Origin of the sequence: Rhodoferax ferrireducens (genome assembly GCF_003347515.1) — a bacterium.
Lineage (GTDB): Bacteria > Pseudomonadota > Gammaproteobacteria > Burkholderiales > Burkholderiaceae_C > Rhodoferax.
On record NZ_QEII01000193.1, the window covers coordinates 1 to 24,338 of the forward strand.

The window sequence follows — 24,338 nt, forward strand, 5'->3', positions numbered from 1 at the left end:
TCGTCTCCGGTGGCCGGGCCCTGGGTTCACACGACAAGTTCATGGAAATCATGACGCCGCTGGCCGACAAGCTCGGCGCCGCCATGGGGGCTTCGCGCGCCGCCGTGGACGCGGGCTACGCGCCGAACGACTGGCAAGTCGGCCAGACCGGCAAGATCGTGGCACCCCAGCTGTACATCGCCTGCGGCATCTCGGGTGCGATCCAGCATCTGGCCGGCATGAAGGACTCCAAGGTCATCGTGGCGATCAACAAGGACCCGGAAGCGCCGATCTTCTCGGTGGCCGACTATGGGCTGGAAGCGGATCTGTTTGTGGCCGTTCCGGAACTGGTGGCCGCGCTGTAGTTCGTTCAATCCCATCGCTTGAAGAAACCCGTCCATGGCCCTGCTTCGACAATGCCTTCAGGAGTTTCGCCTCCGGCACGGCGACCAAAATATATCCCGTCTGGAATACCCTGCCCACACTTGGGGGAGGGACGCTTGCGCTTCCTTAGTCGTTCCTCCGCTGGCCAGCCGGGCTGGGGCGTTGAACAATAAAACCGACACAACATGTTTCGAAATTTTCTCAAATCAAAAATCCACCGCGTCCGAGTAACCCATTGCGAGCTGCACTATGAGGGTTCTTGTGTGATCGATGAAGACCTGCTTGACGCGGCCAATTTGATGGCAAACGAACAGGTTCATATATGGAACATCAACAACGGCGAGCGCTTCGTCACCTACGCCATTGAGGGCGAACGCGGCTCCGGCATGATCTCAGTCAACGGCTCGGCCGCCCGGCGCGCCGCCATGGGTGACCTGATCATCATTGCTGCTTTCGGCCAGGTACATGAAGTTCAGGTGGCCGAGCATTCGCCAATACTGGTATTTGTCGATGACAAGAACCGACAGACTGAAGTGTGCCATCAGGTTCCAACACAGCGTCTATGATGAGGGTAGTGGTGGGCCGAACTACGCGGAGTTGTGAAAGACTGTGTTGACGCGCCATATTTCCTGTGACTATGAAAACTCTTCGAACCAGACAGAACAAACGTTTGCATATCTGGCGCAGACAGCCGCCGCAATGGAGCATCAAAAAGCAACTTACTTAGAGCAGGTGCAAGTCGTCACTGAAATCACGACCAAGCTTGGCGTTGTAATTGCCAATATGGCATCCACGATGGCGCTAATTTCGGATTCAAGCCACAGAATGTTGCGGCCACCTAAGAATTGACCCAGGTGCAGGGCTTTCGTTGACCCATGCATTGGTTATGCAAATCGTTGCCCGCGTTGGGATTGCGAGGTAATGTCTTGGGTCAGTGCAACGTCGGCAGGTGGGTCAGAAGCGCGTCGGCGCCAACAATCCTGGGCTCGAATCGGCCTGCGGCCGGGCGCTATCGATGCCTGGCACGACCTCGACGAGGCCACACGCACGGCGTGGACCGGATACATCACGCAGGCGCACGCCAACCTGCGCGCTGTTTCCCGCACCGGACGGCGCGAGGTGCAGGGCTGGCATGCCTCGGCGCTGGAGATGGGCAACTTCGGCGCCAACTACCGGCTGCGTGCATCGGTCGCGCTCGGCGGGCTCGGCGCGCTGGAGCCCTCGGAGGCGATGTACTTCGTGCGTTTCCACGATGATGCCATGCCGCAGCTCGATGGCCGGAAGCGCTACCTGCTGCGCCTGCCGCCCGGCGGCATTCCCACCGAATCCTTCTGGTCGCTCTCGATATATGAACCCACGGCCGGCAGGCAGCGCTTCTTCACCGCGAACGCTATCAACCGCTACTCGGCCGGCAGCCGCACGGCCGGCCTGATGCACAACGCCGACGACTCGCTCGACATCGCGCTCCAGCACGACGAACCCACCGACGCAATGCTTAGCGCCAACTGGTTGCCCACTCCCGCATCCGGCGCATTCCAGATCTCGCTGCGCGCCTACCTGCCGACGGCGGCAGTGAGTGAAGGCAGCGCGGTTATGCCGAAGATCGTCCGCACCTGACACCGCTGCTCGGTTCATTACCGAATGAACTCGCAGATAAACGCACGCTTCAACCTCACTATTCGAGCGCCTCGGAGAAGGATCAACTGTCTCAATGCGACACCCTATTCACGTACTGAGACACAATGCGACAGGCGAAATGCATGCTACCTCATCCTGGCGTAGGTGACACCTGTGATTGGCTCGAAACGAGTCCGTCCCCACGTGATTCGGCACTCGACTGCAACGAATCTGCTGCGCGCTGTCGTTAAATAAGTGCTTGACTCAGTGACTCCTGTAATGTGTGCCCCATTCTTTTTTGCTTGGTCACCAGATAGGCAAGGTTCTCCTTGGTCGGTGGAGTATGAAGCGCCACCTTTTCCGATATTCGCAGTCCGAATTCAGCGATGCAGCGATACTTCGCAGGGTTGTTGGTCAACAAGCGCATGCTTGTGATGCCAAGATCTTGAAGTATCTTGGCGCCAACTGTGTAGTCGCGGGCATCCACTTGCAGCCCCAATCTGAGATTGGCATCAACGGTGTCAAGCCCTTCATCCTGCAATGCGTAAGCGCGCAGCTTGTGCGTAAGGCCGATTCCTCGGCCTTCATGCCCGCGCAAATAGATAACGACCCCTCTTCCTTCACGTCCTACAGCCTCCAGCGACGCCTCCAACTGATGTCGACAATCACATCTGAGGGAGCCGAATGTATCACCAGTCAAGCATTCTGAGTGAACCCGAACCAGAACATCCTTCTGTCCTTGCACCTTGCCCATGACCATGGCGATGTGTTCATGTGAATCAGTCGGCGACTTGTAGACCAGCGCAGTGAACACCCCGTGACGAGTTGGAATACGTGCTTCTGACTCCTTAAAAACCTGTGCTTGCCTGACTCGAAAACTCACCAAATCTTCGATCGTGATGATCTGCAACCCATGCGTCTTGGCGAACACTTCCAAATCCTTGCGTCGTGCCATTGAGCCGTCATCATTGACAATCTCGGCCAACACACCGCCCGGACGCAAACCCGCAAGATGAGTCAAGTCGACCGTCGCCTCAGTGTGTCCTCGGCGCACAAGCACGCCACCTTCAGTCGCGCGCAGTGGGAAGACATGGCCCGGTCGGTTGAAATCCGATGCCGAAACCTGAGGATCAACCAATGCACGAATCGTCGATGAGCGATCCGCAGCCGATATTCCCGTGGTGGTGCCGTGTCGATAATCGACGGTCACGGTGTAGGCCGTTTTCATGGAGTCCGAGTTCCGCTCCAGCATCAGCGGCAATTCAAGCTCATCCAGCCGACCACCTTGGAGGGCCACACACAGCACGCCGCTGGTGTGCCTCACCATGAACGCGACGGCTTCTGTGGAGGCGTGTTCGGCAGCAATGATCAGGTCACCCTCGTTTTCCCGATTCTCGTCGTCGACAACGACGATCATTTGTCCCCTGGCAAGCGCAGCCAGGGCATCCTCAATGGTGTTGAAGGGCATACATGTCTCCTAGGTTTGTATTTGCAGTAAATGGGTTCTGCAGTTGTCAAGACTAGCCAGATGCGTGCCGCCGTATGGCGGCCTTCAAAATCAACGACTTAGGAACGCACGCGGACTCAAAAAGCGTCACATGCGACAGAAAAGTGTCGCAGCCATGTTTCTTGCGACACAAGTATTCAACAAAGTTACCCGTATAGCGCTATTTTTCCGGTTCAAGGGACCTGGCACGTTGTTCGCATGTAGGTGGAAGAGGCGAACCGCTCAATCACACACTCATACGAAAGGAACCCCATGAGTTATGGAGACACACTTCTCTTTGTCAATAACATCTGGCGTGAAAGCAAAGATGGTAAGTCGTTACCAGTAGTCAATCCGGCTAATGGACAGGAAATCGGAAGGGTGGCGCATGCTTGCCTTGAAGATTTGGACGAAGCGATTGCAGCAGCGCAAAACGGGTTTGAGATCTGGAAAAACATGACGCCCAGTGAAAGAGGGAAGCTGATGCGCAAGGCTGCAACGCTGATCAGAGAACGCTCCCACGACATCGCGACATGCATGACGATGGAGCAAGGTAAGCCCCTACGCGAATCAACCGCAGAAGTATCGGCCGCAGCCGAGATCATTGAATGGTTCTCCGAGGAGGGTATGCGCATCTATGGGCGATTGGTACCTGCTCGTTCAAGTGTCACCCTGCGGCAGATGGTGGTGCGAGATCCCATTGGCCCAGTGGCTGCCTTCACGCCATGGAACTTTCCGATCAACCAATTGGTCCGCAAACTAGGTGCTGGACTCGCTGCCGGATGTTCCATGATAGTCAAGGCACCAGAAGAAACCCCCGCCAGCCCTGCGGCATTGATCAAGGCCTTTGCTGACGCCGGGCTTCCGCCAGGGGTTCTTGGACTGGTATTTGGCAACCCAGTGCAAATATCCGACTATCTGATCAGGCATCCTGTTATTCGCAAGATAACCTTCACCGGCTCCACACCCGTCGGAAAGCAATTGGCGTCACTGGCCGGACAGTACATGAAACGGGTGACCATGGAACTCGGTGGGCACGCCCCCGTGATTGTGTGTGAGGATGCCGACGTAGAGCGCGCTGTCAAGACGTCGGTCATGGGGAAATATCGCAATGCAGGTCAGATCTGCATCTGTCCCACCAGGTTCTTGGTGCATCGCAGCATCGCCAAAGAGTTTTCAGCCGAGTTTGTCAGGCAAACCGAGCAATTAATCGTAGGAGATGGGTTGCATGAAGGTTCACAGATGGGACCATTAGCCAACGAGCGGCGGGTCAAGGCCATGGCCGAACTCACGAGCGACGCCGTTTCACGCGGCGCGACTTTACTGTCCGGAGGGAGTCGCATCGGATCAAACGGCAATTTTTGGAGCCCAACAGTGTTGACGGATGTGCCTTTGAATGCGAGGGTGTTCAACGAAGAACCCTTTGGGCCGATCGCACCGATTCGCTCATATGACACACTTGATGAAGCGCTTATTGAAGCCAACCGGCTCTCCTACGGGTTGGCTGGGTACGCCTACACACGCTCACTTAAAACGGCAGATATTCTTTCCAGAAAGCTTGAAGCAGGGATGCTCTGGATTAACACCTCGGCGGTGACTTCGGCCGAAATTCCCTTTGGCGGTATCAAGGATTCCGGGTATGGCACTGAGGGCGGGCCCGAGGCCCTGGAGGCCTACCTGAACGTCCGTTCCGTCGCTGTCCAGAACGACTAACACGGATCATTGCGCGAAAGGGGAACGTCAAGCGTGATGCTTTGGCCGCTTGAGATCAAATTCAACGATCCTACGATGAAGCGTTGCCCTCGAAATGCCAAGGCTCTTGGCCGTCATGGAAACGTTCCAGTTTTCGCTTGTCAGCGCAGCCAGGGTGGCATGCACGCTGAGGCAATCCTTTGGTTTCTCTCCTTTCAATTCTGTAATGACGTTTCGATTTCCAAGCGTATAGGGCAAGCAGGCCAGATCAACGATGGATGACTCACTGACGGCTACAGAAAACTTGGCGACATGTTGCAGTTCTCGCATGTTCCCTGGCCAGCAGTGGCTCATGAGTACATCCATGACATCTGTAGTCAGTTCGCAAACGTGTTGACCCGCCTGAGATGCCGCCACCCAAAATGCCTCTTCGATCAGTCGAGCCCGATCTTTTCTTTCGCGCAATGGTGGCAAGAGCAAGCTTGCACCGTTAATCCGGAAAAATAGGTCCTCCCGAAACTTTCCATCGCGAACCAAGGAGGGGAGGTCACGTAGGCTGGCTGTAATCAAGGCAAAGCTGACTTTAACAGTCTCGACACCACCCACAGGAACGAATTCACCCTCGGACAAAACTTGCAGCAATCTAGCCTGAAGAGGCAGTGGCATATCGCCGATTTCATCAAGAAAGAGAGTCCCCCCATTGGCTGCAATAAGGCGTCCTGGAGAGCCCTGCTTCGCTGCGCCAGTAAATGCGCCCGGTCGATAGCCGAAAAACTCGCTCTCAATGAGATCATTTGGGATCGCTGCACAATTGATCGCGACAAAGTTTCCACCGCTGTGAGGCCCCGACTGATGCAGTGATCTGGCAAGTTGTGTCTTGCCAACGCCACTTTCTCCCTGCAACAGGAGTGGCAGGCTTCGCGCATGAAGACGCACGGCAAACTTGAGTCGCTCTTGAGTCTGCGGATCGGTGCCCAAAATGTCGTTCAGTGAAGGTCCAGGCTGAACCTTCGGCAAATTGCAGGACTTGTTACGCGATGGCGACGCAGAATCATGGTTGGAATAGGTGCCTAAAGAACGCCACTCCGCTGATTCGTGCAACTTGAAATGAAGACAGCCCTCACTGTTCTTGATAGTGGATCGATCACCTTCAAGCGAGCGCTCAAGGTCAGCCACTCCCGCAACCGAGGAAAACTTCTTCCCCATGATGTCATCCGCGAATCCGCTGCCATCGGCGCGAATCAAGAGCTTTCTTGCGAACGGTGTAGCATCAATGATGCGACCGCACCCGTCAATGGCAACTCGCGCTTCAGCAGCCACATCAAGAAAATCGTCGTACTTCGACAAACGAAGTACACGGTAATTGGCATGGAGCCGCTCAAAGTAAAAATTCTCGATTCGCCGTGCTGAACTCGCCACCAGTTCACGAATCATCGACTGGACCGCGCGCCCTGAGTTTTGCATCGAGGTGACGTTGAGCACACCGATGAGTCTGCCTTGGCTTCCAAAGATCGGCGCCACGGTACAGCTTAAGGATGCCAGCTTGGACGAGAAGTGCTCGTCCTGAACCACTGAGAGCGCGCGTTGCTCTCGCAGGCAAAGACCCACTCCCGTGGTACCTTGCCGGTCTTCAGTCCATATTGAACCTGGTAATACTCGCAATCCAGAATATGTGTCGATCGAAGGTGCCGAGCTCCGATATTGGATGACCACACCTTGGGCATCCGAGAGCATGACCACCTCGGCATGCTCCATCACGCGGTGCAGTAGCCGGTCAATCTCAGGAAGACATAGCGCGCTCAACTCTTCAACTGACGCCCGGCGCTCAACAAGTTCCGTGTAGGTGAGCACATCGGGATCGCTCACTCGATCAGGGTCGAGCTTGTGTTCGTCAAGGCTGCGAAGCCAAGAGGATCGGACTTCCTCATTGGGCTCGGCACTGCGTTGGCCAAAAACGCTTTTGAAGTCTCTCCTGGAGATGTTGCCATCAGGTGGTGTGCAGGGTTGCATGGTATTGACGACGGATAGGCAGTAAAGACGAATTGTTGACTTTAGTGCTTGACATGACTCCTGCGCAATCGGGTCTTTCCCTTATGCCCGCAATACATCGCCGCCTGAAACCAGCCTTTCAAACCTGGGGGGTGACTCGACGTCAACCGGAAGCAAAGCCGTGGGAGGTGTCGCACGAGGTGTCGCAGGCGACGAGGGGTGAGACAGATGAGTGTCGCACGATTCACGTCATGCGACACATAAACTTATGCAAGTTGTTGATTTTAAAAGGAAAATAAATTGGCACGACTTTAGCGTGTATCTGGGTCACATGGTCCAGCAATGTTCTGGACATGCACCAGGAGACAAGCACATGTTATTAGACAGCCCAGCTCAACTGACGCCACATCTTCCTCAACAGGTCAGCAGTGACTTCCGCGACGCCATGCGGCGCCTTGCAGCGTCGGTCATGATTATCACCAGCCGTGATGCCGATGGGGCACCCCACGGCATGGTGGCTTCTTCGGTGATCTCCGTGTCCATGGATCCACCATCCATGTTGATCGCCGTCAATCGCAACGCGGGCATACACCCCGTACTGCTGCGCACAAAAAGGTTTTGTATCAACCTCCTCTCCGATATGCAGAGCGATCAGCTAAAGCCGTTCTCCACCTCGGCACTTCGTCACCAGCGCTTTCAATCTGACGAATGGAGCGATGCGTGGACAACCGACAGCGGGCGCTTGCCTTGGTTGCCGGATGCGCCCGCGTCCGTTGAATGTGCAGTTGACCTGGTCACGGATTACGGCACCCACAGCCTGTTCATTGGGCATGTTCTGCAAGTTCATTGCGCGCCAACGTCAATGGCGGGTCAGTTGACATCAGGGCCGTTGGTCTGGTTGGCTGGTCAACAGGCATCGTTATCACTGCAGTGAGTATTCCTCTGCATTAATGGCCATGTAAGCGGCATCGCCGCTACCCGTAGGAATCCCAACCCGCGCAATCGATGCGCATTTTCAACTAAAGAGGAGAACTTTCATGAAACTTGGACTATTTGGCATGCCACTGCATCCGCCAACCCGCTCTACAGCGGAGACATACGAGGAGGACTCGGATCGAATCATCCACGCCGATCAAGTGGGGTTTGATGAGGTGTGGATCGGTGAGCACATGTCATGTACGACAGAGCCAATTTCCTCACCCATGATGTTCCTTGCGTCGCTCATCCACCGCACCAAGAACATCCGATTCGGCACCGGCGTGATTGCACTGCCTAACCACCATCCGGCAGTGGTGGCTGCAGAAGTGGCGCAGTTCGACCATCTCAGCCGTGGGCGGTTGATGTTTGGCATTGGCCCAGGCGGGTTGGCCAGCGACATGGAGTTGTTTGACGTTATGGACGGCGCGTATCGCAACGAGCGCATGATGGAATCGATTGACACCATTCTGCAAATGTGGAGTCAAGATCCGCCTTACAACATCGAAGGCAAGCATTGGAAAATCAAGCTCAAAGATACCGTGATTCCGGAGTTGGGAGTGGGCTACATTCCCAAGCCTTATCAAAAGCCACACCCTCCGATCATGATGACGGCAATGTCGCCATTCTCTGACAGTGTCAAAACTGCGGCGATGCGAGGCTGGGGTCCGATGAGTGCGAACTTCTGTCCTGAATATGTGATTGCCAGCCACTGGAAGAAATTGCAAGAAGGGTGTGAGGCCGCAGGTCGAGCCGCGAGCGGTGAAAACTGGCGTGTGGCTCGAAATGTTGTGGTTGCGCGCAGCGATGAGGAGGCCTTGGATCGCATGATGGATCCCAATGGCAGTAACTACTACTACTTCGATTACTTGTGGAAAGTTTTGCTGGCGGTGAACTACACGGCTGTGATGAAAGACGATCCGAAGCAACCGGATGAACAGGTCACTGTGGAGCAGCTGATCAAGAGCATGGTGATTCATGGTTCACCAAAAACCGTCACCGAGAAGCTGATTGCGTTCCGTGAACGGACCGGACCCTTTGGCACGTTGTTGATGGCGTCGATGGACGGCCATGGCGCTAACCGTGCCCGCGAGTGGGAGTCCATGAGCTTGCTTGCACGCGAGGTCATGCCTTCCATCCGTAAGGCGCTCGGTCGATAACTCTCCACAATTTTTATTCAAACAGGTGGCGATGATTCGCCGCCAGAGGAGATTGATCATGGGTATTAACAACAAGTTCTTCAAGCCTGTTTTGATTGCTGCATCGTTGTCTGTGGCAGGTGTCGTTGCCGCTGCTCCTATGATCGGACCCCCATCGCACCGCAGATTCGAGACTACTATGCTCGACTGAATTAGCGCGGACTTGGTTTCCTTGTCACCGGCCGGGCAACGCGTCGGCCGGCTGATGTAGTCTGATCCGCTGGTCTATATCAGGCGCTCAAAGTCGGGCTAAAGAGCTAAAGCGAGCACCCTTTGAGGCTTGATCTTGAAAAAAGAAACCACATTTTGAAGAGAGTCAACTTGCTCCTGGAGAGTTCTCGCTGCAGCAGCGACCTCCTCAACAAGAGCGGTATTCTGTTGCGTTGTGTGGTCCATTTCAATAATTGCTTGATTGATCAGCTCAATTCGTACACGCTGCTCTATCGAACCAGTGGACATGTTCTTTGCAACGATTGACAAATCGGCAATGGAACTTCTGACTTCACCAACAGTTGATCTAACTTCTTCAATTTGAACCATGCCGCTCGTCACCATAGATGCAGACGCATCGAGAAGTGTCTTGATTTTTTTCGCAGAATTGGAAGAACGATGGGCTAGATTCCGTACCTCGGTAGCTACAACAGCGAAACCTCGACCGGACTCACCTGCTCGTGCTGCTTCAATAGCTGCATTCAGAGCCAATATATTGGTCTGAAATGCTATGCCATCAATAATTGAAGTTATCTCGGCGATCTCAATGGTTCCCTGATAAATTTTATTCATCGTGTCTGACAAGAAAGTGACGGATGCACTTCCTTTTACAGTCAGCGCGGACGCACTTTCAGCAAGCGTACTTACCTGCACCGCCTGGTCGCTGTTTTCACGAACCAACTGGGTCAACTCTTGAGTCCGGGCAGAGGTTTTCTCCAGGGACATTGCCTGGCTCTCTGTTCTGCTAGAAAGATCCATATTTCCATCTGCAATTTCATGAGTAGCTGATGCTACCGAAATGGTCGAGACGAGCACTTTAGAAATGCATTGTTCGACATGGACTAACAATCTATCAAAAGCAGAAGCGGCAGCACCAAACTCATCTCGTCTGGGACTGACGGTGCGAGTGGAAAAATCCAAGTTCACCGCAAGTTCATCAAATTTCTTGGTCTGTCTTTTTAGTCCTCCACAAACCACCTCAATAAGATGCCGGCAGGTAAATGTAGAAACCAACGCTACCACAATGACTAGCGAAACTGACGTCCAGAAAAATGCACCTACCGAAGACAAGACCGGCGTGTGCGTCGTCGTCAAATCAATATGTGATCCAAGGGAGCCATTCAACGAATGGATGACAAGATTTCCATAGAGACAAAGGACAATGATGCACGCAGTCAGGACAAGATGCGACCCGATGATCTTGAATTTGATGGTCCAAGGCAGGTTTATCATATCGAAGCAAGCCAATTCATAAGAACAAATAACTCCCTAGACGAACCTTCATTGCATCAAACTTTTTTAGTATGAACGCCATGCTTTTCTCCATTTTGGAATACGCACCGCTTCAACGGATAGTAGCGTTGAATTGGTGCGAAGACATGCAAAGATCAGAACGGCAAGAGCGCTTTTATTTTAAAGCTTGACCCTTCCGCTCGATTCACTACCCCCGATTCCTGCTCCAGCTTTGCCGTCAAAAACCAACCCTTTCCGCTGTCATATTTGACGGACGGGCCGATTGCATATGCCCGGCCTTTGTTATTCGCAACGGTTGCACCATTTTGTTGGTCATCCGTAGTTTGCTTGTAGATGAAGCCGCCAACACCCACCGTCCATCCGTTGCCCAGTGCCCACCCCACCGAATAATCGGCGTGGAGCTCCTGACCAGAACGGTAGTTGGTAGCGCTGTTGATGCCGTTGAAGTCATACATGACCTTCAAATCCGCATTAATGCCAGTTGGCTGAACATAGGTTAAAGCAAATACGGGCTCGATGTTCCAATAGTTCCGGCTGAGGTTGGCCAACTTATTGCTGTCATAGCTGCCTGTTGGTGCCGAGACGTCCACGGCCCATACATAGTGCAGCTTGTCTGATACGTGGTAGCCCAATCCAGTGCCGAAAACCACGTCAGCCAGGCCCGAGGTACTGCCGTTGGTCCCCCCGACCTGAACCTTGAGGTTGACCAGGGGGGCAACCGCATGGAACAACAGTTGCCCACCCCACATCTTTTGATCGGTGACACGAACCACTCGCAAAGCCAAGGCATCAGCCTGAACATTAAAGTTCAGGGGGATTTTGTTTCCGCTGTTGTCTCGCAGAGTTGATGCTTCATAGTGGGATGCGTACGTCAGAAAGTAGGTTCCGGGGGGTGGCAATGCGCCGGCCAGGTAGTTTTCATTGCCGTTGGGATAGACGCCGCCGCCGCCCTCGGTCGCCTGTGCGGCATCGCCCAAAGTCGCCAGCAAGATCGCAGCGGCCAGCGTTGTCAATTTCAGATTGTTGCAAGTATTCATTTGTCTACTGTTTATTTTTAAAAGGGGAACCCCTCGCCCGACGCGAGACGATGAGTCAATGCCAGCCGATGTGCTGACAGATTGCATGGGACGGTGGGACGCGAGCGCCCCACCACCACCATTCATTTAGACCGGATAGTGCTGAACCGATGGCTCGATGGTGATCCATTTGAGTTCGGTGAACTCGTCGATCACAGCACGGCCATCAAACTTGCCATAGCCGCTGTTTTTGGTGCCACCGTACGGGGCCTGGGCCTCGTTCTGCACGGTGGAGCCGTTGACGTGCACAGAGCCCGATTCGATGCGCATGGCCACGTCCAGTGCCCGGGTCACATCGCGCCCGAAGACGGCCGCTGACAGGCCATAGTCGCTGTCATTGGCCACGGTCACGGCCTCTTCCACGCCCTTGACGCGCACCACGGTGGTGATGGGCCCGAAGGTTTCATCGCCATAGATTGTCATGCCGGGTTTGACATGGTCCACGATGGTTGCCGGCATGATGGCGCCGTCGGCCTTGCCGCCGCACGCCAAGATGGCGCCCTTGGCCAGGGCATCGTCAATCATGGCGTTCAGGCGAGCGCCCGATTCGCTGGCCACCATGGGGCCAATCACGCAGGCTGGATTGACGCGCGGGTCGCCCATGACCAGTTCCTTGGCTCGGGCCGCAAACTTGGCTACAAACTCATCAGCAACCACCTCGTCCACCACCAGGCGTTCGGTGGACATGCAGATCTGGCCCTGGTACAGAAACGAGCCAAACACCGCTGCTTTGACTGCTTCGTCGATGTTGGCATCGTCCAGCACCACCTGTGGCGACTTGCCGCCCAGCTCCAGCAGACAGCGCTTCAACTGGGCTGCAGCCTTTTGCGCAATGATGCGGCCCACGCGGGTGGAGCCGGTGAAGTTGATGCGGCGCACCGCCTTGTGCGCGATCAGCACATCGATCACTTCCGGTGCGTCCTTGGGTGCGTTGGTCACCACATTGAGCACACCTGGAGGGAAGCCGGCTTCCACCAGGGCATCGGCCACCAGCGTGTGGGTCTTGGGGCTGGCTTCCGAGGCACGGAACACCACGGTGTTGCCGCAGGCAATAGGGTAGGCAATGGCACGGGCGGCCAGCACCACAGGGCCATTCCATGGCACGATGCTCAGCACCACGCCCACAGGCTGGCGCACCGTCATGGAAAGTGTTCCGGGCTTGTCGGTGGGAATGGTCTCACCCTGGATTTGGGTCACCATGCCGGCGGCTTCGCGGAACAGGTTGGCGGCCAGGTGCACGTTAAAGCCGGCCCACAGTCCGGAGGCTCCCACTTCGGCACCCATGGCTTCGATGAACAACGGCGTCTTGGCCTCCAGCACATCAGCGGCCTTGAGCAGCAGGCGGCGGCGCTCGGAGGGCGCGCTGTTGCGCCAGTTCTGGAATGCGGTCTGGGCTGAGTTGACCGCAGCCAAGGCATCCTCCACGCCGCCAGCGGCGGCACTGGTCACCACTTCTCCGGTGTGGGGGTGGTTGCGGGTGAAGGTGGCGCCGGATTTGGCGGCGACGGATTGGTTGTCAATAATGAGTTGGGATTCCATGCTGTATTCCTTGGGTTAATGATTCAGGTTTGTTACGTTGGTCTATACGGCTTCAGGCGCGTTCGGTCAGGATGTCGGCCATGCGTTCACCAATCAGGGCGCAAGTGGCCATGGTTGCCACACCGGCAATGCGCGGCATGATGGAGCTGTCGGCAATACGCAGTCCCTGCACGCCGTTCACGCGCAGCTTGGAGTCCACCACGGCCTCTGCGTCTTTTCCCATGCGGCAGGTGCCGGACTGATGGAAGTAGGTGGTAGCGCCATTGCGCACAAAATCTTCCATGGCCTTGCCGGTCAATTTCTTGCCGGGCGCCACCTCGCGCTTGACGAAGTCCTTCATGGCCGCCGAATTGCCAATCTCGCGGCACACCTCGATACCAAAAGCCAGCGCCTTGACATCGTCCGGATGGCTCATGAAGCGCGCATCGACCACGGGGCGATCCGACGGATTGGCGGAACTCAGGCGGATTTCGCCACGGCTCTTGGGCGCCACCAGACCCGCGCACAGCGCCCAGCTGGAGCCAGGAGGTGAATACTCCTTGCCAACCACATCGCTGGCATAGGGTAGCTCGATCTGCACCAGGTTAACGTCGGGCGATGCAAGCGATACCTGGCTTTTGAGAAATCCCGCTGCATTGGCCGCACTGTTGCGATGCGGAATATGCTCCTTGGGCTCCCAGATGCAGCCGCCATGCAGGATGTGATCCTGGAAGTTACGCCCGACTTCCTTGGCATTCACCAGCGTCTTGATACCGTGCTGACGCAGCTGCGCTTCGTCGCCAATGCCGCTGAGCATCAGCAGCTTGGGTGTGTAGATACCGCCAGCACTCACAATCACCTCGGTGTTGGCGCTGATGGTTTTGGGTCCGCCGGCGGTGGCGATCTGAACGCCCGTGACCTTGGTACCCGCAAAGGTCAAGCGGTCCACATGGGTGTTCACCAGCACGGTGACGTTGGGTCGCGAAAGAATCGGGTACAAGTAGGAGCGGGCCATGCTTTGACGGCGGCCGTCGCGGATGATCTGGTTCATCAGCGCGAAACCGATACCGCCCTCTTCGCGCACGCCGTTTTGGTCGGCGAAGACCGGATAGCCCAGGGAACGGCAGGCCTCCAGCATGGCAGGTGCCACGGGGTGCGGGTTATTGGCCGGCTGGCACCAGACGGGGCCGTTCTTGCCACGGTAACGGGCGTCCGGTGCACCCTGCCAGTTCTCCATGCGCCGGTAAATTTCGAGCCCGGACTCGTAGCCCCAGGCACGGTCGCCGCTGGCATCTGCCCAGAACTCCAGGTCGGCCTTGAAGGGGCGGGCCCAGATCGTTGCATTGATGCTGCTGCCGCCACCCACCACGCGTCCCATGTGTTCGGGAATGGCGCGGTTGTTGGTGCTGGGTGCGGCCAAGGCAACGTCCTTCCAGTCACGTTCTGATCCCAAATTCGTGAACCAGACGCTCGGGTCCATCACCGAAGATGCCACATCCCAGTCGCCGGCCTCAATCATGAGGATGGAGGCGTCCTTGCGGGTTGCCAGTCTGCCCACCAGCGCGCAGGCCGCCGAGCCGGTGCCAACGACCACATAATCGTAGGCAGCTTGCAGCTTGGCGCTGCGTTCATTCTGGTTGGCCCGAATGGCATCCAGTTCGTCCGCCAGGGCGCTCAGTCCCACTGTGGAGAAACCGGCTGCAGCGGCTGTGCGCATAAAACCGCGGCGACTCATGCGACCGGCAATCAGGCCGCGTTCAAGCTGCTCCAGCAAGCCATCCGAGGGTGCATTCGGGTTTTTTGAATCGATATTCATAGTCATGCGGTTTGAATTGGTAGTAGTTAAAAAGTTGTCTCCAGCGGCACATGCCATTCGCGCAAACTGCGCCGCCGAATACCAACTTTAAAAACTTGCCGCCGTCTCAAACATATCGGGATTTCCCTAGGGTCTGGTTGTTCCATATAGGAACAACTGCGGCGCTAAAGAGCGCCCAGACCAGGCCAGCAGACCATGGATACAGGGTGTCTACGCGCTTTGGATCCTGCGGTAGATCAATCCCCGGGACACCCGCAGCTTCCGGGCAGCTGCGGAGACGTTGCCGCCGCACTCTTTCAGAGTTTTGGCGATCAAGTCCGCATCCGCGTCGCGCAGACTGGCGGGCTCAGGTGATTCGACTGCAGGCGGTGCCGCATCTGCCACCGGCGCACTCGCAATGGGTAGCGCAACGACTGGGCTGATGTCCACCATGGGGGTCTCTTGCGATGGCTTACCAACAGCGAGAAGTTGGCGATGTCCGTCGCGTGCCTGCAGTTCGCAACGCACATGCACCTGCAATCCGTTTGGCAAGCGCAACAAGGAATGGGCGCCGCCACGGCTTGAGGCCAGTTCCGAAAAGCTGCTTTGCAAAATCTCGTCCACCTTGCTGAGCCCACTCTGCTCACCATCCGGGGCGATACCCAATAGCCTGGAGGCCGCAGCGTTACGCCAGACAATGCGACCCTGCATGTCCACGCCCATCAGTCCGGCCATGGGGGTATCCAGCATGGCCGGAGAAATCTGGAAGCGCACGATCAGATGCTCACTGGATTGAGAGACCAGCAAACGGTTCGCGATCGAAGACGCGTAAAGGCCAACCACCGATGCCGCATCAAAGTTAAAGGCAATTCCTTCGCTGGACATATCCAGAACACCGGCCAGATTGCCATGAATATCGCGGATAGGGGCCGCGGCGCAATGCATGAAGTTGACACTCTCGAAGAAGTGCTCCGCCCCCTGAACGCAGGCCTGTTTGCCGGTGCGCGCCACAATGCCGGGCGCCGTTGTGCCTACGACCTCTTCTGCGAAGTTGACGCCTATGCGATGGGCCACCGGCGTGATCTTTTCATGGACGCGCCGGGAACAGGTGGCCCCAATCAATACGCCGCTGGGGTCGGTCAGCATGGCGCCGCAATTCGTGGCGCCCAACACCGCGTCGAGCTCGCTGGCTTCTGCCAGCCAGGCATCGCGCAGCAATCGGTTCTTCTGCAAAGCCAGCTGCGCCCGGCTGGCCGACACCGGCTGGAACTCCAGCTGTCCGCGCGGATCCTGCTTTTGTCTTAAACATCGGGTCCAGGACTGAAACACCGCCTCGCTGACGACACCTGAGGGCAGCTCACCTTCTTCAAAATACCGCTGGCGCGCCAGTGCAACCCGATCCGCCTGGGTAGAGAAGAAGAGGGATTGCATAAGCGGTCCTTCAGGAAAAAAACAAATGCTAAGACATTTACGATGCGTCAGGTTGCGCCATGGGCGCTGCCCGTTGGAATGCCTCCAGGGCTGCGCAGCTTGCATCCACTTCCATGATCAAAGGCCAGCGCCCCAGATCCACCTTGAAGCGGCGTACGCTGTCAATTTGTGGAATCAGATACACATCGGCAATGGTCGGTGTGCTGCCAAAGCTGAAGCCGGCGCGCCGGGTATCTGCCGCCAACAGGGTTTCATAAGCATCAAAGCCAGCGGCAATCCAGGTTCCGCACCACTGATTGATGGCGGCATCATCCGCGCCAAAGCTGGCGCGTAGCGTGTCCAGAATGCGCTTGTTGTTTACGGGATGGATGTCGCAACCGACCACCGCCGCCAGCGCCCGCACACGGGCTCTGGCGTTCACATCGGTGGGCAGAAGCGCGGGCGTGGGGTAGCGCTCTTCCAGCCATTCGATGATGGCCACGGACTGCGTCAACACCTGGTCGCCATCCACCAGCGCCGGCACCAGGCCCTGCGGATTCAGGGCTTTGAAGGCCGCGCCCTGGTGTTCGTTCTTGCGCAGATCCACCGGCACATACTGCGTATCCAGGCCCTTGAGGTTGAGCGCAATGCGCAGCCGGTGGGATGTGCCGCTGCGAAAAAAGTTGTAGAGCTTCATGGCGCCGGCTTACTCGGGCGCGCCAACCGTCAGCGCCACTTCGGCCACACCGGCCACGTGACCGGTGATCTTGTCGCCGGAAACGACCGGGCCCACGCCTTCGGGCGTGCCGGTGTAAATCAGGTCGCCGGGTTGCAGGTGGTAGAACAGCGAGAGGTCGGCAATCAGTTCACGCACATTCCAGATCAGTTTGTCCACATCGGACGACTGCTTGGTCTGGCCATTGACTTCCAGGGCGATGGCGCCGCTGTCAATGATCACGCCTTCCATGGGCACGATTTCCGAGCAGACGGACGATTGCTCCACGTCCTTGCCCAAGTCCCAGGGGCGGCCCTTGTCGCGTGCCACCAACTGCAAGTCCCGCCGGGTCATGTCCAGGCCGGCTGCGTAGCCGTAGATCAGCGTGTGGGCATCTTCCGCCTTCACGCGAAAGCCTGCCTTGCCAATCGCGACAACCATCTCCATCTCGAAGTGGTAGTTGCTGGTCTCGGGTGGATAGGCCACCGTTGTGCCCGAGGCTGTCAGGGTCTGCGGCGCCTTGGTGAAATAAAATGGGCGCTCCACCGACTTGTCCACCGGACGGCCCATTTCCACCGCGTGGGCGTGGTAGTTGCGACCGACAAAGAACAGGCGGTTGATGGGGAAGCGCGAAACCATGCCACGGATGGACGCCGTCATCGGGGCGGGTGGGCTGAACAGGTATTGTGTGATGGTCATGGTTTTTTTCCGGAAAGGTTGAAAGGGGTTCTGTTGGGTTGGATGCAGGAATGCCTAGCGGGACTCAGCCCCGGTTCTCGTACACACCCAGCTTGCGATGCAGTGGCGCTTCATCCGCCACAAACAGGAAGGCGGGCGCAGTGGCGGACCGGTTTTTCAGCGTCACTGCGGTATAGCCGGGCGCGCAGCAGGTGTCGGCCTCGACCATGGTGAACGCGGTTTCTTCCACCCGCACATCGGTCTGGCCTTCGATCTGGTGGAACACCTGGGCGGGCGAGCGAACCGGCAGACGCAAGGTCTCGCCGGGGCGCAACATCAAGGCATAAAAGCCCAGAATGTTTTCGACATCCGCGCCGGTCTCGGGGTTGACATAGGTGACCTGCACCGCGTCCGCTCCGGTCTGCTCTTCGGCCAGCGAGAGCAGTGCCGCTTTGGCATCGACCCAGGGGTAGCGCAACATGGGGTAAGCCTTGTCCGAGCGCTGAAACACCTTGGTAGGCACCACGCCGCCACGGGCATAGGACTTGAAGCCCTGGCCTTCGGTGACGCTCTGGCTGGGGCCTTCCAGGTGGTAGGAGGTCTCGGTGTAGTAGACCAAGGGCAGGTCCAGCACATCGAGCCAGATCACCGGGTCTTTGCCGTCATGGCCGTGCTCATGCCACAGGCCGGTGGGTGTGAGGATCAAGTCACCGCGCTGCATGGGGCATTTTTCGCCGCCCACCAGGGTCCAGGCACCTTCGCCTTCCACCACCATGCGCACGGCATTGGGCGTGTGGCGGTGCACCGGCGCCAGTTCGCCGGGCAACAGCAGTTGCATGCCCAGGTACATGGCAGCACTCGCCTGCATATTGGTCAGGCCGTGGCCCGGATTGGCCAGCACCAGCACGCGGCGCTCGGCCTTCTCAATGGGCGTCAATTCACCAGCCTGAATCAACAGCTCACGAATCTCGCTATAGGGCCAATGCGTGGTCTGCGTCTTGCGTGTCGGGATATTCGGCGGCAACACGCCGCGCAGGCTGGGCCACAGGGGAACCAGGTTGCGCTTGGTGAGTTGGTCGCGGTAGGTCTGCGGCAAGTCTTCCAGACGCCCCAGGGTGTCAAATCGGTTGTTGTCTTCCATGTTTTTTCTCCTATATATGTCAAGCTGCGCCTAAACCCAGGGGCGCAGGCGTGCGATTGACGATGTCGTGAAACAGTGCGTCAAAAAGTTTGTTGTCTGCCGAACCCACCAGAGGATCGGCATTTTGCGCAAAGGCGTGTGCAATGGCGTCCCAGTCCGATGCCAGCAGGTGGGCTTCTGCCAGCGGCAGCAGTTCGTTTTCCTCCGCACGCAAATGCCGCCAGGTGAAGTCTGCGTAGCTGGCAACAGTGGCCTGCAGTGCTTCCATACTTCCGGGCACACCGGCTTCAAAGTTGCCCAGATCGCGCCGCAACCCGGCCAACGCCACTGGCTCGGCCTGGTGCTGGCTCTGCAGGGTGGCGATCAGGCCGTCGGCCAACGGTGTGCGTTGTTTCAGGCGGGCAAACAGCCAGTCGTCTTCTTTGGGGTGGTGCAGGCGGTCAGGGAAGGCATCGATGTAATAGACCATGGCCCAAAAGAGCCGGAAGTCCATGGCCATGCGCTCTGCCTGCACCTCCTGCAGCAGGGCCTTGATGTTGTTGATCACCGCGCCCAAGGCGCGATGTTCCGCGCGAATGATGCTGATGGCTTTGGACTTGGAGTCGCTCATGTCTTCCTCTCTGCGCGGCCGCAGGGTTTGCTTGTTTCAAACACCCAGGTACTCGTGCACGATGCGTGGTTCGGCCCGCAATGCGCTGGAAGTACCGGACCAGACGACCACGCCTTTTTCCAACACGAAATGGCGGTCTGCCAACGCCAGCAAGGGCCCCAGGTTTTTATCGATCACAATCAAGGACAACCCCTCCTCCTTCAGTTCCCCCAGTGCACGCCAGATTTCCGTGCGAATCAGCGGAGCCAGGCCTTCGGTTGCTTCATCCAGCACCACAAGCCGCGGGTTGGTCATCAAGGCGCGACCGATAGCAAGCATCTGCTGTTCACCGCCCGATAGCTGCGAGCCCATGTTGCTGCGCCGCTCCCGCAAGCGCGGGAAGAAGCCGTACACCCGCTCCAGACTCCAGTGCTTCAGGCCGTTGGCGGCATTGCTGCGCGCTGTGGCAATCAGGTTCTCCTCCACCGTCAGGTTTGGAAAAATCTGCCGCCCCTCTGGCACCAGACCCAGACCCAGCTTGGCGATCTGGTGGGACGGCAGACCCTCGGTGCGTTTGCAGCCAAATTCAATTTCACCGGCCTTGGGGTCCAGCAAACCAAACAGGCATTTGATGGTGGTGGAGCGGCCCATGCCGTTGCGCCCCAACAGGGTAATAACCTCACCCTCGGCCACCGACAGGTCCACACCAAACAGCACCTGGGCGGCGCCGTAACCCGCCTTCAAACCCGTCACCTTCAATAAAGGCTTCGTGCTCATGCGATCTCCTCTTCACCGAGGTAAATGGCACGCACTTCCTCATTACCACGAATTTCCTCCGGCGTGCCGGTCACCATCAGGCGGCCGTACACCAGCACGCTGATGCGGTCGGCCAGGGCGAACACGGCGTTCATGTCGTGCTCGACCAGCAGAATCGTGTACTTGCGTTTCAGCGTCTTGAGCAGCGCCACCACGGCCGCCGACTCCTGCACGCTCATGCCCGCCATGGGCTCATCGAGCAGCAGAAACTTCGGCCGCGCGGCCAGCGCCATGGCCAGCTCCAGCTGGCGGCGCTCACCATAGCCCAGCTCCGATGCCAGCACCTGGCTGCGCGCACTGAGGCCCGACGCCTCTATGCCTTCCTGCGCTGCGGCCAGGGCCTCGCGATCCCCGAGCAGGGATTGCCAGAAGCGGAACGCATGGGTACGGGCACCCAGGGCGGCCAGCGTGGCGTTTTCCAAGACCGTGAATTCGTCGAATACCGAGGTGATCTGGTAGGAGCGCACCAGGCCCAACCGGGCACGGGCATTGATGCCCAAGGCCGTCACGTCGCCATCGCCAAAGCGGATTCGACCGCTGTCCGAGCGCAGCTCTCCCGACAGCTGGTTGATCAGCGTGGTCTTGCCTGCCCCATTCGGGCCGATGATGGCGTGTAACTCGCCTTCACGCACGTCCAGCGACACCTTGTCCGTGACCAGAATCGCGCCATAGCGCTTGGTCAGCGCGTCTGTTTGCAACAGTGTTTTCATGCGGTGCCGTCCTTGGCGAAGCGATTCTGCAACCAGCCTGCCAAGCCGGTTTTACCCAGCATGGCGACAGCCAGAATGGCCAACCCAAACACGGCCATCCAATGCTCAGTGGCGGCCTTTAGCACTTCTTCCGTGCCCAGAAACGCCAGGGCACCCAGGAAGGGCCCGAAGACGCTGCCCAGCCCGCCCAACACGACCATGACGATGAGCTCACCCGATACCGTCCAGGCCATGCTGCTGGGCGATGCATAGGCATTCAGATTGGCCAGCAACATGCCCGCCACACCGCACAGCACGGCCGATAGCGTGTAGGCGGCAAGCTGGTAGCGCTGCAACGCCAATCCCACGGACATGACCCGCCGGGAATTCTGGCGCCCCGCGCGCAAGGCCATGCCAAAGGGTGAGGCCCGCAGACGCATGACCCAGTAAGTCAATGCCACCAGCAAACCCCAGGCACAGTAGTAGACCGCCAATGGCGTTTTCAATTGCAAGCCAAAGAAATCACTGGCAGCGGCAATCCCCATGCCATCGTCACCGCCGTATTGCTTGAGGCTGACAATGACAAAGTAGCCCATTTGCGCGAATGCCAGCGTGATCATGATGAAGGCAATGCCCGAGGTGCGCAGGCTGATCAGCCCGGTAAAGCCCCCGACCACCGCACACACCAGCACGCAGGCTCCCAAATGGACCCAGCCGGAAGACACACCATAGTAGGCAGGCAGCGATACGCTGTACATACCAATGCCGATAAAGAGGGCATGACCCAGGCTGACCAGGCCACCGAACCCCAGCGCAATGTTCAAGGCGCTGGCTGCAATGGCGTACACCAGGACGCGGGCGAAGAATGCAACCCAGAAGTTGTCATCCAGTCCCGCAGCAATCGGTGGCAGCACGGCCAATGCCAGCAGCAAGAGCACCGGTATGAGCAGCGCCGGTCGTAGCAAGTTTTTCATGATTTGGCCTTGTATGCGGGAAACAGGCCTTGCGGGCGCCATGCCAGAATCACCGCCATCAGCAGGTAAATCAGCATGGATGCAAGGGCAGGACCGGCGGCATTGGCGATCTCCCGATCGGCAAAGGCGCGGATGAGCATGGGCAGAAAGGTTCGCCCCAGCGTGTCGACCAGACCCACAATGATTCCGGCATACAGCGCGCCATGTACGGAGCCAATGCCGCCAATCACGATCACCACCAGCGTCGTGATGAGGACAGGCTCACCCATACCGCTCTGCACCGACAGGATCGGACCGGCCATGGCTCCGGCCAGGGCAGCCAGGGCGGAGCCCAGTGCGAACAGCATGGCGTTGAGCAGCCCGATGTTGACGCCCAACGCACCCACCATCTGTGGGTTGACCGAACCGGCGCGTATCAGCATCCCCACGCGGGTCTTGTGGATCAACCACTGACTGCCAGCGGCCACCAGCAAGCCCACCACAATAATCAGGAACCGATAGCTGGGGTAGCTGAAACCCAGGAAATCGACCGTACCGGAAAGCGACTCGGGCAGCGTGACAAACACCGGCTGGGGGCCCCAGACCATGCGCACCACTTCATTGAAGAAGAGCACCAGGCCAAAGGTTGCCAAGACATGGTCGAGGTGGTCACGCCGGTACAGCCTGGATACCGCGACCCATTCCAGCGCCAGCCCCACCACCACACCTGTGACCACCGCCGCCAGCACACCCAGGGCAAAGGAGTCAGTGTGCCCGCCCACCACGGCCGCTGCATAGGCGCCCAGCATGTACAGCGAACCATGGGCCAGATTGACGAAGCTCATGATGCCAAACACCAGGGTCAAGCCCGCAGCCAGCAGAAACAGCATGACGCCGTACTGCAGGCCGTTGAGCAATTGCGCGATGAGCAAGGAGGCTGACATCACTTAGCCTTGCACAGCGCTACGTAAGAATCCTGGTGATCAGACAGGGGCGTGCCCAACTGTTTGACGGTGACCGCACCGCCTTCCTTGACAGTCTGGAAGGCGTAGTAGTGCTGCACCGGCATGTTGTTGGTGTTGAACCGGAAGGGACCCCGGATAGACTTCAACTCGGCACCGGCAGACTTGACTGCAGCTGCGAATGCCGCCTTGTCGGACGTGTTTCCCTTGACCTTACGCACGGCAATGTCCAGCAGCTTGGCGGTGTCATACCCTACCGCAGCGTAATGACTGGGGACGCGACCGTACTTTTTGGTGAAGCTGGCGACGAACTCGGGATTCCCTGGTGTCTTCAGCGCCACATCCCACATGGCACCCGAAATGGTTCCGACAGCGGCGTCGCGCAAAGACGGCAGGGTGGTGCCATCCACGGTGAAGGCGGACAGCAACGGGATCTTCTTCATCAGGCCGGCCTGGCTGAACTGCTTGACGAAGTTCACGCCCATGCCACCTGGATAGAACACGAACACGGCATCTGGGCCGGCAGCCTGCAGTTGTGCGATCTCGGCAGAATAGTCCGGCTGGTTGACCTGGGTGTACACCTCGTCAAGCACCTGGCCCTTGAAATAACGCTTGAAACCGACGACGTAGTCTTTGCCAGCCTGGTAATTGGGTGCCATCAGATAGACACGCTTGTAGCCGCTGTCCTGTGCGAACTTGCCCATCGCCTCTGCGGTACCGTCGTTTTGCCAGGACATGGAGAATACATTGGAGAGGCAACCGGCACCGGCCAGTGGGGACGGACCTGCATTGGTTGCAATGGCGACTGTTCCAGACTCCACGATGCGCGGCAGACTGGCCATCAGCACATTGGAAAATCCCAGTCCCACAATGGCGTCCACCTTGTCACGGTCAATCAACTTGCGCGCAATCTGGTTGCCCAACTCAGGCTTAAGCTGGTCATCTTCGCGCAAGACCGTGACCACCTCACCGCCCAGCTTTTTGCCCAAGGCCTCGATGCCCAGCATGAAACCGTCGTACTGGTCCTGGCCGACCGCAGCGACCGGCCCGGACAGAGGACCTGTAAAGCCAATTTTGACCTCCGCATTGGCAGCGGACAGGCACAGAGCGGCCGTACTGCATGCAATGGTCTTAACGATTGTTTGTAATTTCATAGTTGTCTCCTCATTGGTATTGGCGCCTCCCTCGGGAGGCGCACTCATCCATCAATT

23 protein-coding genes are annotated in these 24,338 nt (G+C 57.7%); 7 read left to right on the plus strand and 16 right to left on the minus strand.

Annotated elements, in window-relative coordinates:
* From C5P05_RS02135 to C5P05_RS02145, 4 genes are all read left to right on the plus strand, one after another.
* Positions 1 to 344, plus strand: a 344-nt coding sequence (locus C5P05_RS02135; protein WP_198674589.1) for an electron transfer flavoprotein subunit alpha/FixB family protein, incomplete at its 5' end; no start/stop codon positions are given.
* 204 nt (positions 345 to 548) lie between these two features.
* Complete coding sequence (gene panD / locus C5P05_RS02140; protein ID WP_114968244.1) at positions 549 to 929, plus strand: aspartate 1-decarboxylase; 381 nt, start codon at positions 549 to 551, stop codon at positions 927 to 929.
* Between the two features lie 46 nt (positions 930 to 975).
* On the plus strand, positions 976 to 1,212 hold the full coding sequence (locus C5P05_RS33500; RefSeq protein ID WP_157979186.1) for a hypothetical protein: 237 nt from the start codon (positions 976 to 978) through the stop codon (positions 1,210 to 1,212).
* Between the two features lie 72 nt (positions 1,213 to 1,284).
* Entirely contained in the window at positions 1,285 to 1,980 is a 696-nt protein-coding gene (locus C5P05_RS02145; protein WP_114968245.1) for a DUF1214 domain-containing protein, read from the plus strand.
* A 247-nt stretch (positions 1,981 to 2,227) separates the two neighbouring features.
* Here C5P05_RS02145 and C5P05_RS02150 read toward each other — a convergent pair whose 3' ends face one another.
* The gene (locus C5P05_RS02150) at positions 2,228 to 3,448 is read right to left on the minus strand and encodes a bifunctional 3,4-dihydroxy-2-butanone-4-phosphate synthase/GTP cyclohydrolase II (protein WP_114968246.1); all 1,221 of its coding nucleotides are present in this window, start codon (positions 3,446 to 3,448) and stop codon (positions 2,228 to 2,230) included.
* 291 nt (positions 3,449 to 3,739) lie between these two features.
* On the opposite strand from C5P05_RS02150, the gene C5P05_RS02155 reads away from it, so the two are divergent.
* Positions 3,740 to 5,179, plus strand: coding sequence for an NAD-dependent succinate-semialdehyde dehydrogenase (locus C5P05_RS02155; protein ID WP_114968247.1), 1,440 nt, complete (start codon positions 3,740 to 3,742; stop codon positions 5,177 to 5,179).
* 27 nt (positions 5,180 to 5,206) lie between these two features.
* Here C5P05_RS02155 and C5P05_RS02160 read toward each other — a convergent pair whose 3' ends face one another.
* Positions 5,207 to 7,168 carry a sigma-54-dependent Fis family transcriptional regulator gene (locus C5P05_RS02160; RefSeq protein ID WP_114968248.1) on the minus strand — a complete coding sequence of 654 codons (1,962 nt, stop codon included), beginning with the start codon at positions 7,166 to 7,168 and terminating at the stop codon, positions 5,207 to 5,209.
* Positions 7,169 to 7,520: 352 nt separating this feature from the next.
* Here C5P05_RS02160 and C5P05_RS02165 point away from each other — a divergent pair, with 352 nt between their 5' ends.
* Positions 7,521 to 8,081, plus strand: coding sequence for a flavin reductase family protein (locus C5P05_RS02165; RefSeq protein WP_157979187.1), 561 nt, complete (start codon positions 7,521 to 7,523; stop codon positions 8,079 to 8,081).
* A 103-nt stretch (positions 8,082 to 8,184) separates the two neighbouring features.
* Positions 8,185 to 9,282 carry an LLM class flavin-dependent oxidoreductase gene (locus C5P05_RS02170; protein WP_114968250.1) on the plus strand — a complete coding sequence of 366 codons (1,098 nt, stop codon included), beginning with the start codon at positions 8,185 to 8,187 and terminating at the stop codon, positions 9,280 to 9,282.
* 288 nt (positions 9,283 to 9,570) lie between these two features.
* Here C5P05_RS02170 and C5P05_RS02175 read toward each other — a convergent pair whose 3' ends face one another.
* From C5P05_RS02175 to C5P05_RS02240, 14 genes are all read right to left on the minus strand, one after another.
* Entirely contained in the window at positions 9,571 to 10,764 is a 1,194-nt protein-coding gene (locus C5P05_RS02175) for a methyl-accepting chemotaxis protein (RefSeq protein ID WP_114968251.1), read from the minus strand.
* 155 nt (positions 10,765 to 10,919) lie between these two features.
* Entirely contained in the window at positions 10,920 to 11,822 is a 903-nt protein-coding gene (locus tag C5P05_RS02180; protein WP_114968252.1) for a SphA family protein, read from the minus strand.
* Positions 11,823 to 11,948: 126 nt separating this feature from the next.
* Positions 11,949 to 13,400, minus strand: a complete 1,452-nt coding sequence (locus C5P05_RS02185; RefSeq protein ID WP_114968253.1) for an aldehyde dehydrogenase — start codon at positions 13,398 to 13,400, stop codon at positions 11,949 to 11,951.
* A gap of 52 nt (positions 13,401 to 13,452) precedes the next feature.
* A complete protein-coding gene (locus C5P05_RS02190; RefSeq protein WP_232834310.1) occupies positions 13,453 to 15,201 on the minus strand; it encodes a GMC family oxidoreductase in 1,749 nt (582 codons plus the stop codon).
* Positions 15,202 to 15,405: 204 nt separating this feature from the next.
* Complete coding sequence (locus C5P05_RS02195; RefSeq protein ID WP_157979188.1) at positions 15,406 to 16,605, minus strand: helix-turn-helix domain-containing protein; 1,200 nt, start codon at positions 16,603 to 16,605, stop codon at positions 15,406 to 15,408.
* Between the two features lie 37 nt (positions 16,606 to 16,642).
* The gene (gene maiA, locus C5P05_RS02200) at positions 16,643 to 17,281 is read right to left on the minus strand and encodes a maleylacetoacetate isomerase (protein ID WP_114968256.1); all 639 of its coding nucleotides are present in this window, start codon (positions 17,279 to 17,281) and stop codon (positions 16,643 to 16,645) included.
* Between the two features lie 9 nt (positions 17,282 to 17,290).
* Positions 17,291 to 17,998: a fumarylacetoacetate hydrolase family protein gene (locus C5P05_RS02205; RefSeq protein WP_114968257.1), complete on the minus strand. Its 708-nt coding sequence runs from the start codon at positions 17,996 to 17,998 to the stop codon at positions 17,291 to 17,293.
* 64 nt (positions 17,999 to 18,062) lie between these two features.
* Positions 18,063 to 19,118: a cupin domain-containing protein gene (locus tag C5P05_RS02210; protein ID WP_114968258.1), complete on the minus strand. Its 1,056-nt coding sequence runs from the start codon at positions 19,116 to 19,118 to the stop codon at positions 18,063 to 18,065.
* A gap of 19 nt (positions 19,119 to 19,137) precedes the next feature.
* Complete coding sequence (locus tag C5P05_RS02215) at positions 19,138 to 19,728, minus strand: hemerythrin domain-containing protein (protein WP_114968259.1); 591 nt, start codon at positions 19,726 to 19,728, stop codon at positions 19,138 to 19,140.
* Between the two features lie 36 nt (positions 19,729 to 19,764).
* Positions 19,765 to 20,484, minus strand: coding sequence for an ABC transporter ATP-binding protein (locus C5P05_RS02220; RefSeq protein WP_114968260.1), 720 nt, complete (start codon positions 20,482 to 20,484; stop codon positions 19,765 to 19,767).
* Positions 20,481 to 21,233: an ABC transporter ATP-binding protein gene (locus C5P05_RS02225; RefSeq protein WP_114968261.1), complete on the minus strand. Its 753-nt coding sequence runs from the start codon at positions 21,231 to 21,233 to the stop codon at positions 20,481 to 20,483. The genes C5P05_RS02220 and C5P05_RS02225 overlap by 4 nt, the downstream gene beginning before the upstream one ends.
* Complete coding sequence (locus C5P05_RS02230) at positions 21,230 to 22,186, minus strand: branched-chain amino acid ABC transporter permease (protein ID WP_114968262.1); 957 nt, start codon at positions 22,184 to 22,186, stop codon at positions 21,230 to 21,232. Before C5P05_RS02230 ends, C5P05_RS02225 begins: the two co-directional genes overlap by 4 nt.
* Positions 22,183 to 23,109, minus strand: coding sequence for a branched-chain amino acid ABC transporter permease (locus tag C5P05_RS02235; RefSeq protein WP_114968263.1), 927 nt, complete (start codon positions 23,107 to 23,109; stop codon positions 22,183 to 22,185). Before C5P05_RS02235 ends, C5P05_RS02230 begins: the two co-directional genes overlap by 4 nt.
* Complete coding sequence (locus C5P05_RS02240; RefSeq protein WP_114968264.1) at positions 23,109 to 24,281, minus strand: ABC transporter substrate-binding protein; 1,173 nt, start codon at positions 24,279 to 24,281, stop codon at positions 23,109 to 23,111. The genes C5P05_RS02235 and C5P05_RS02240 overlap by 1 nt, the downstream gene beginning before the upstream one ends.
* Positions 24,282 to 24,338 lie beyond the last annotated feature (57 nt).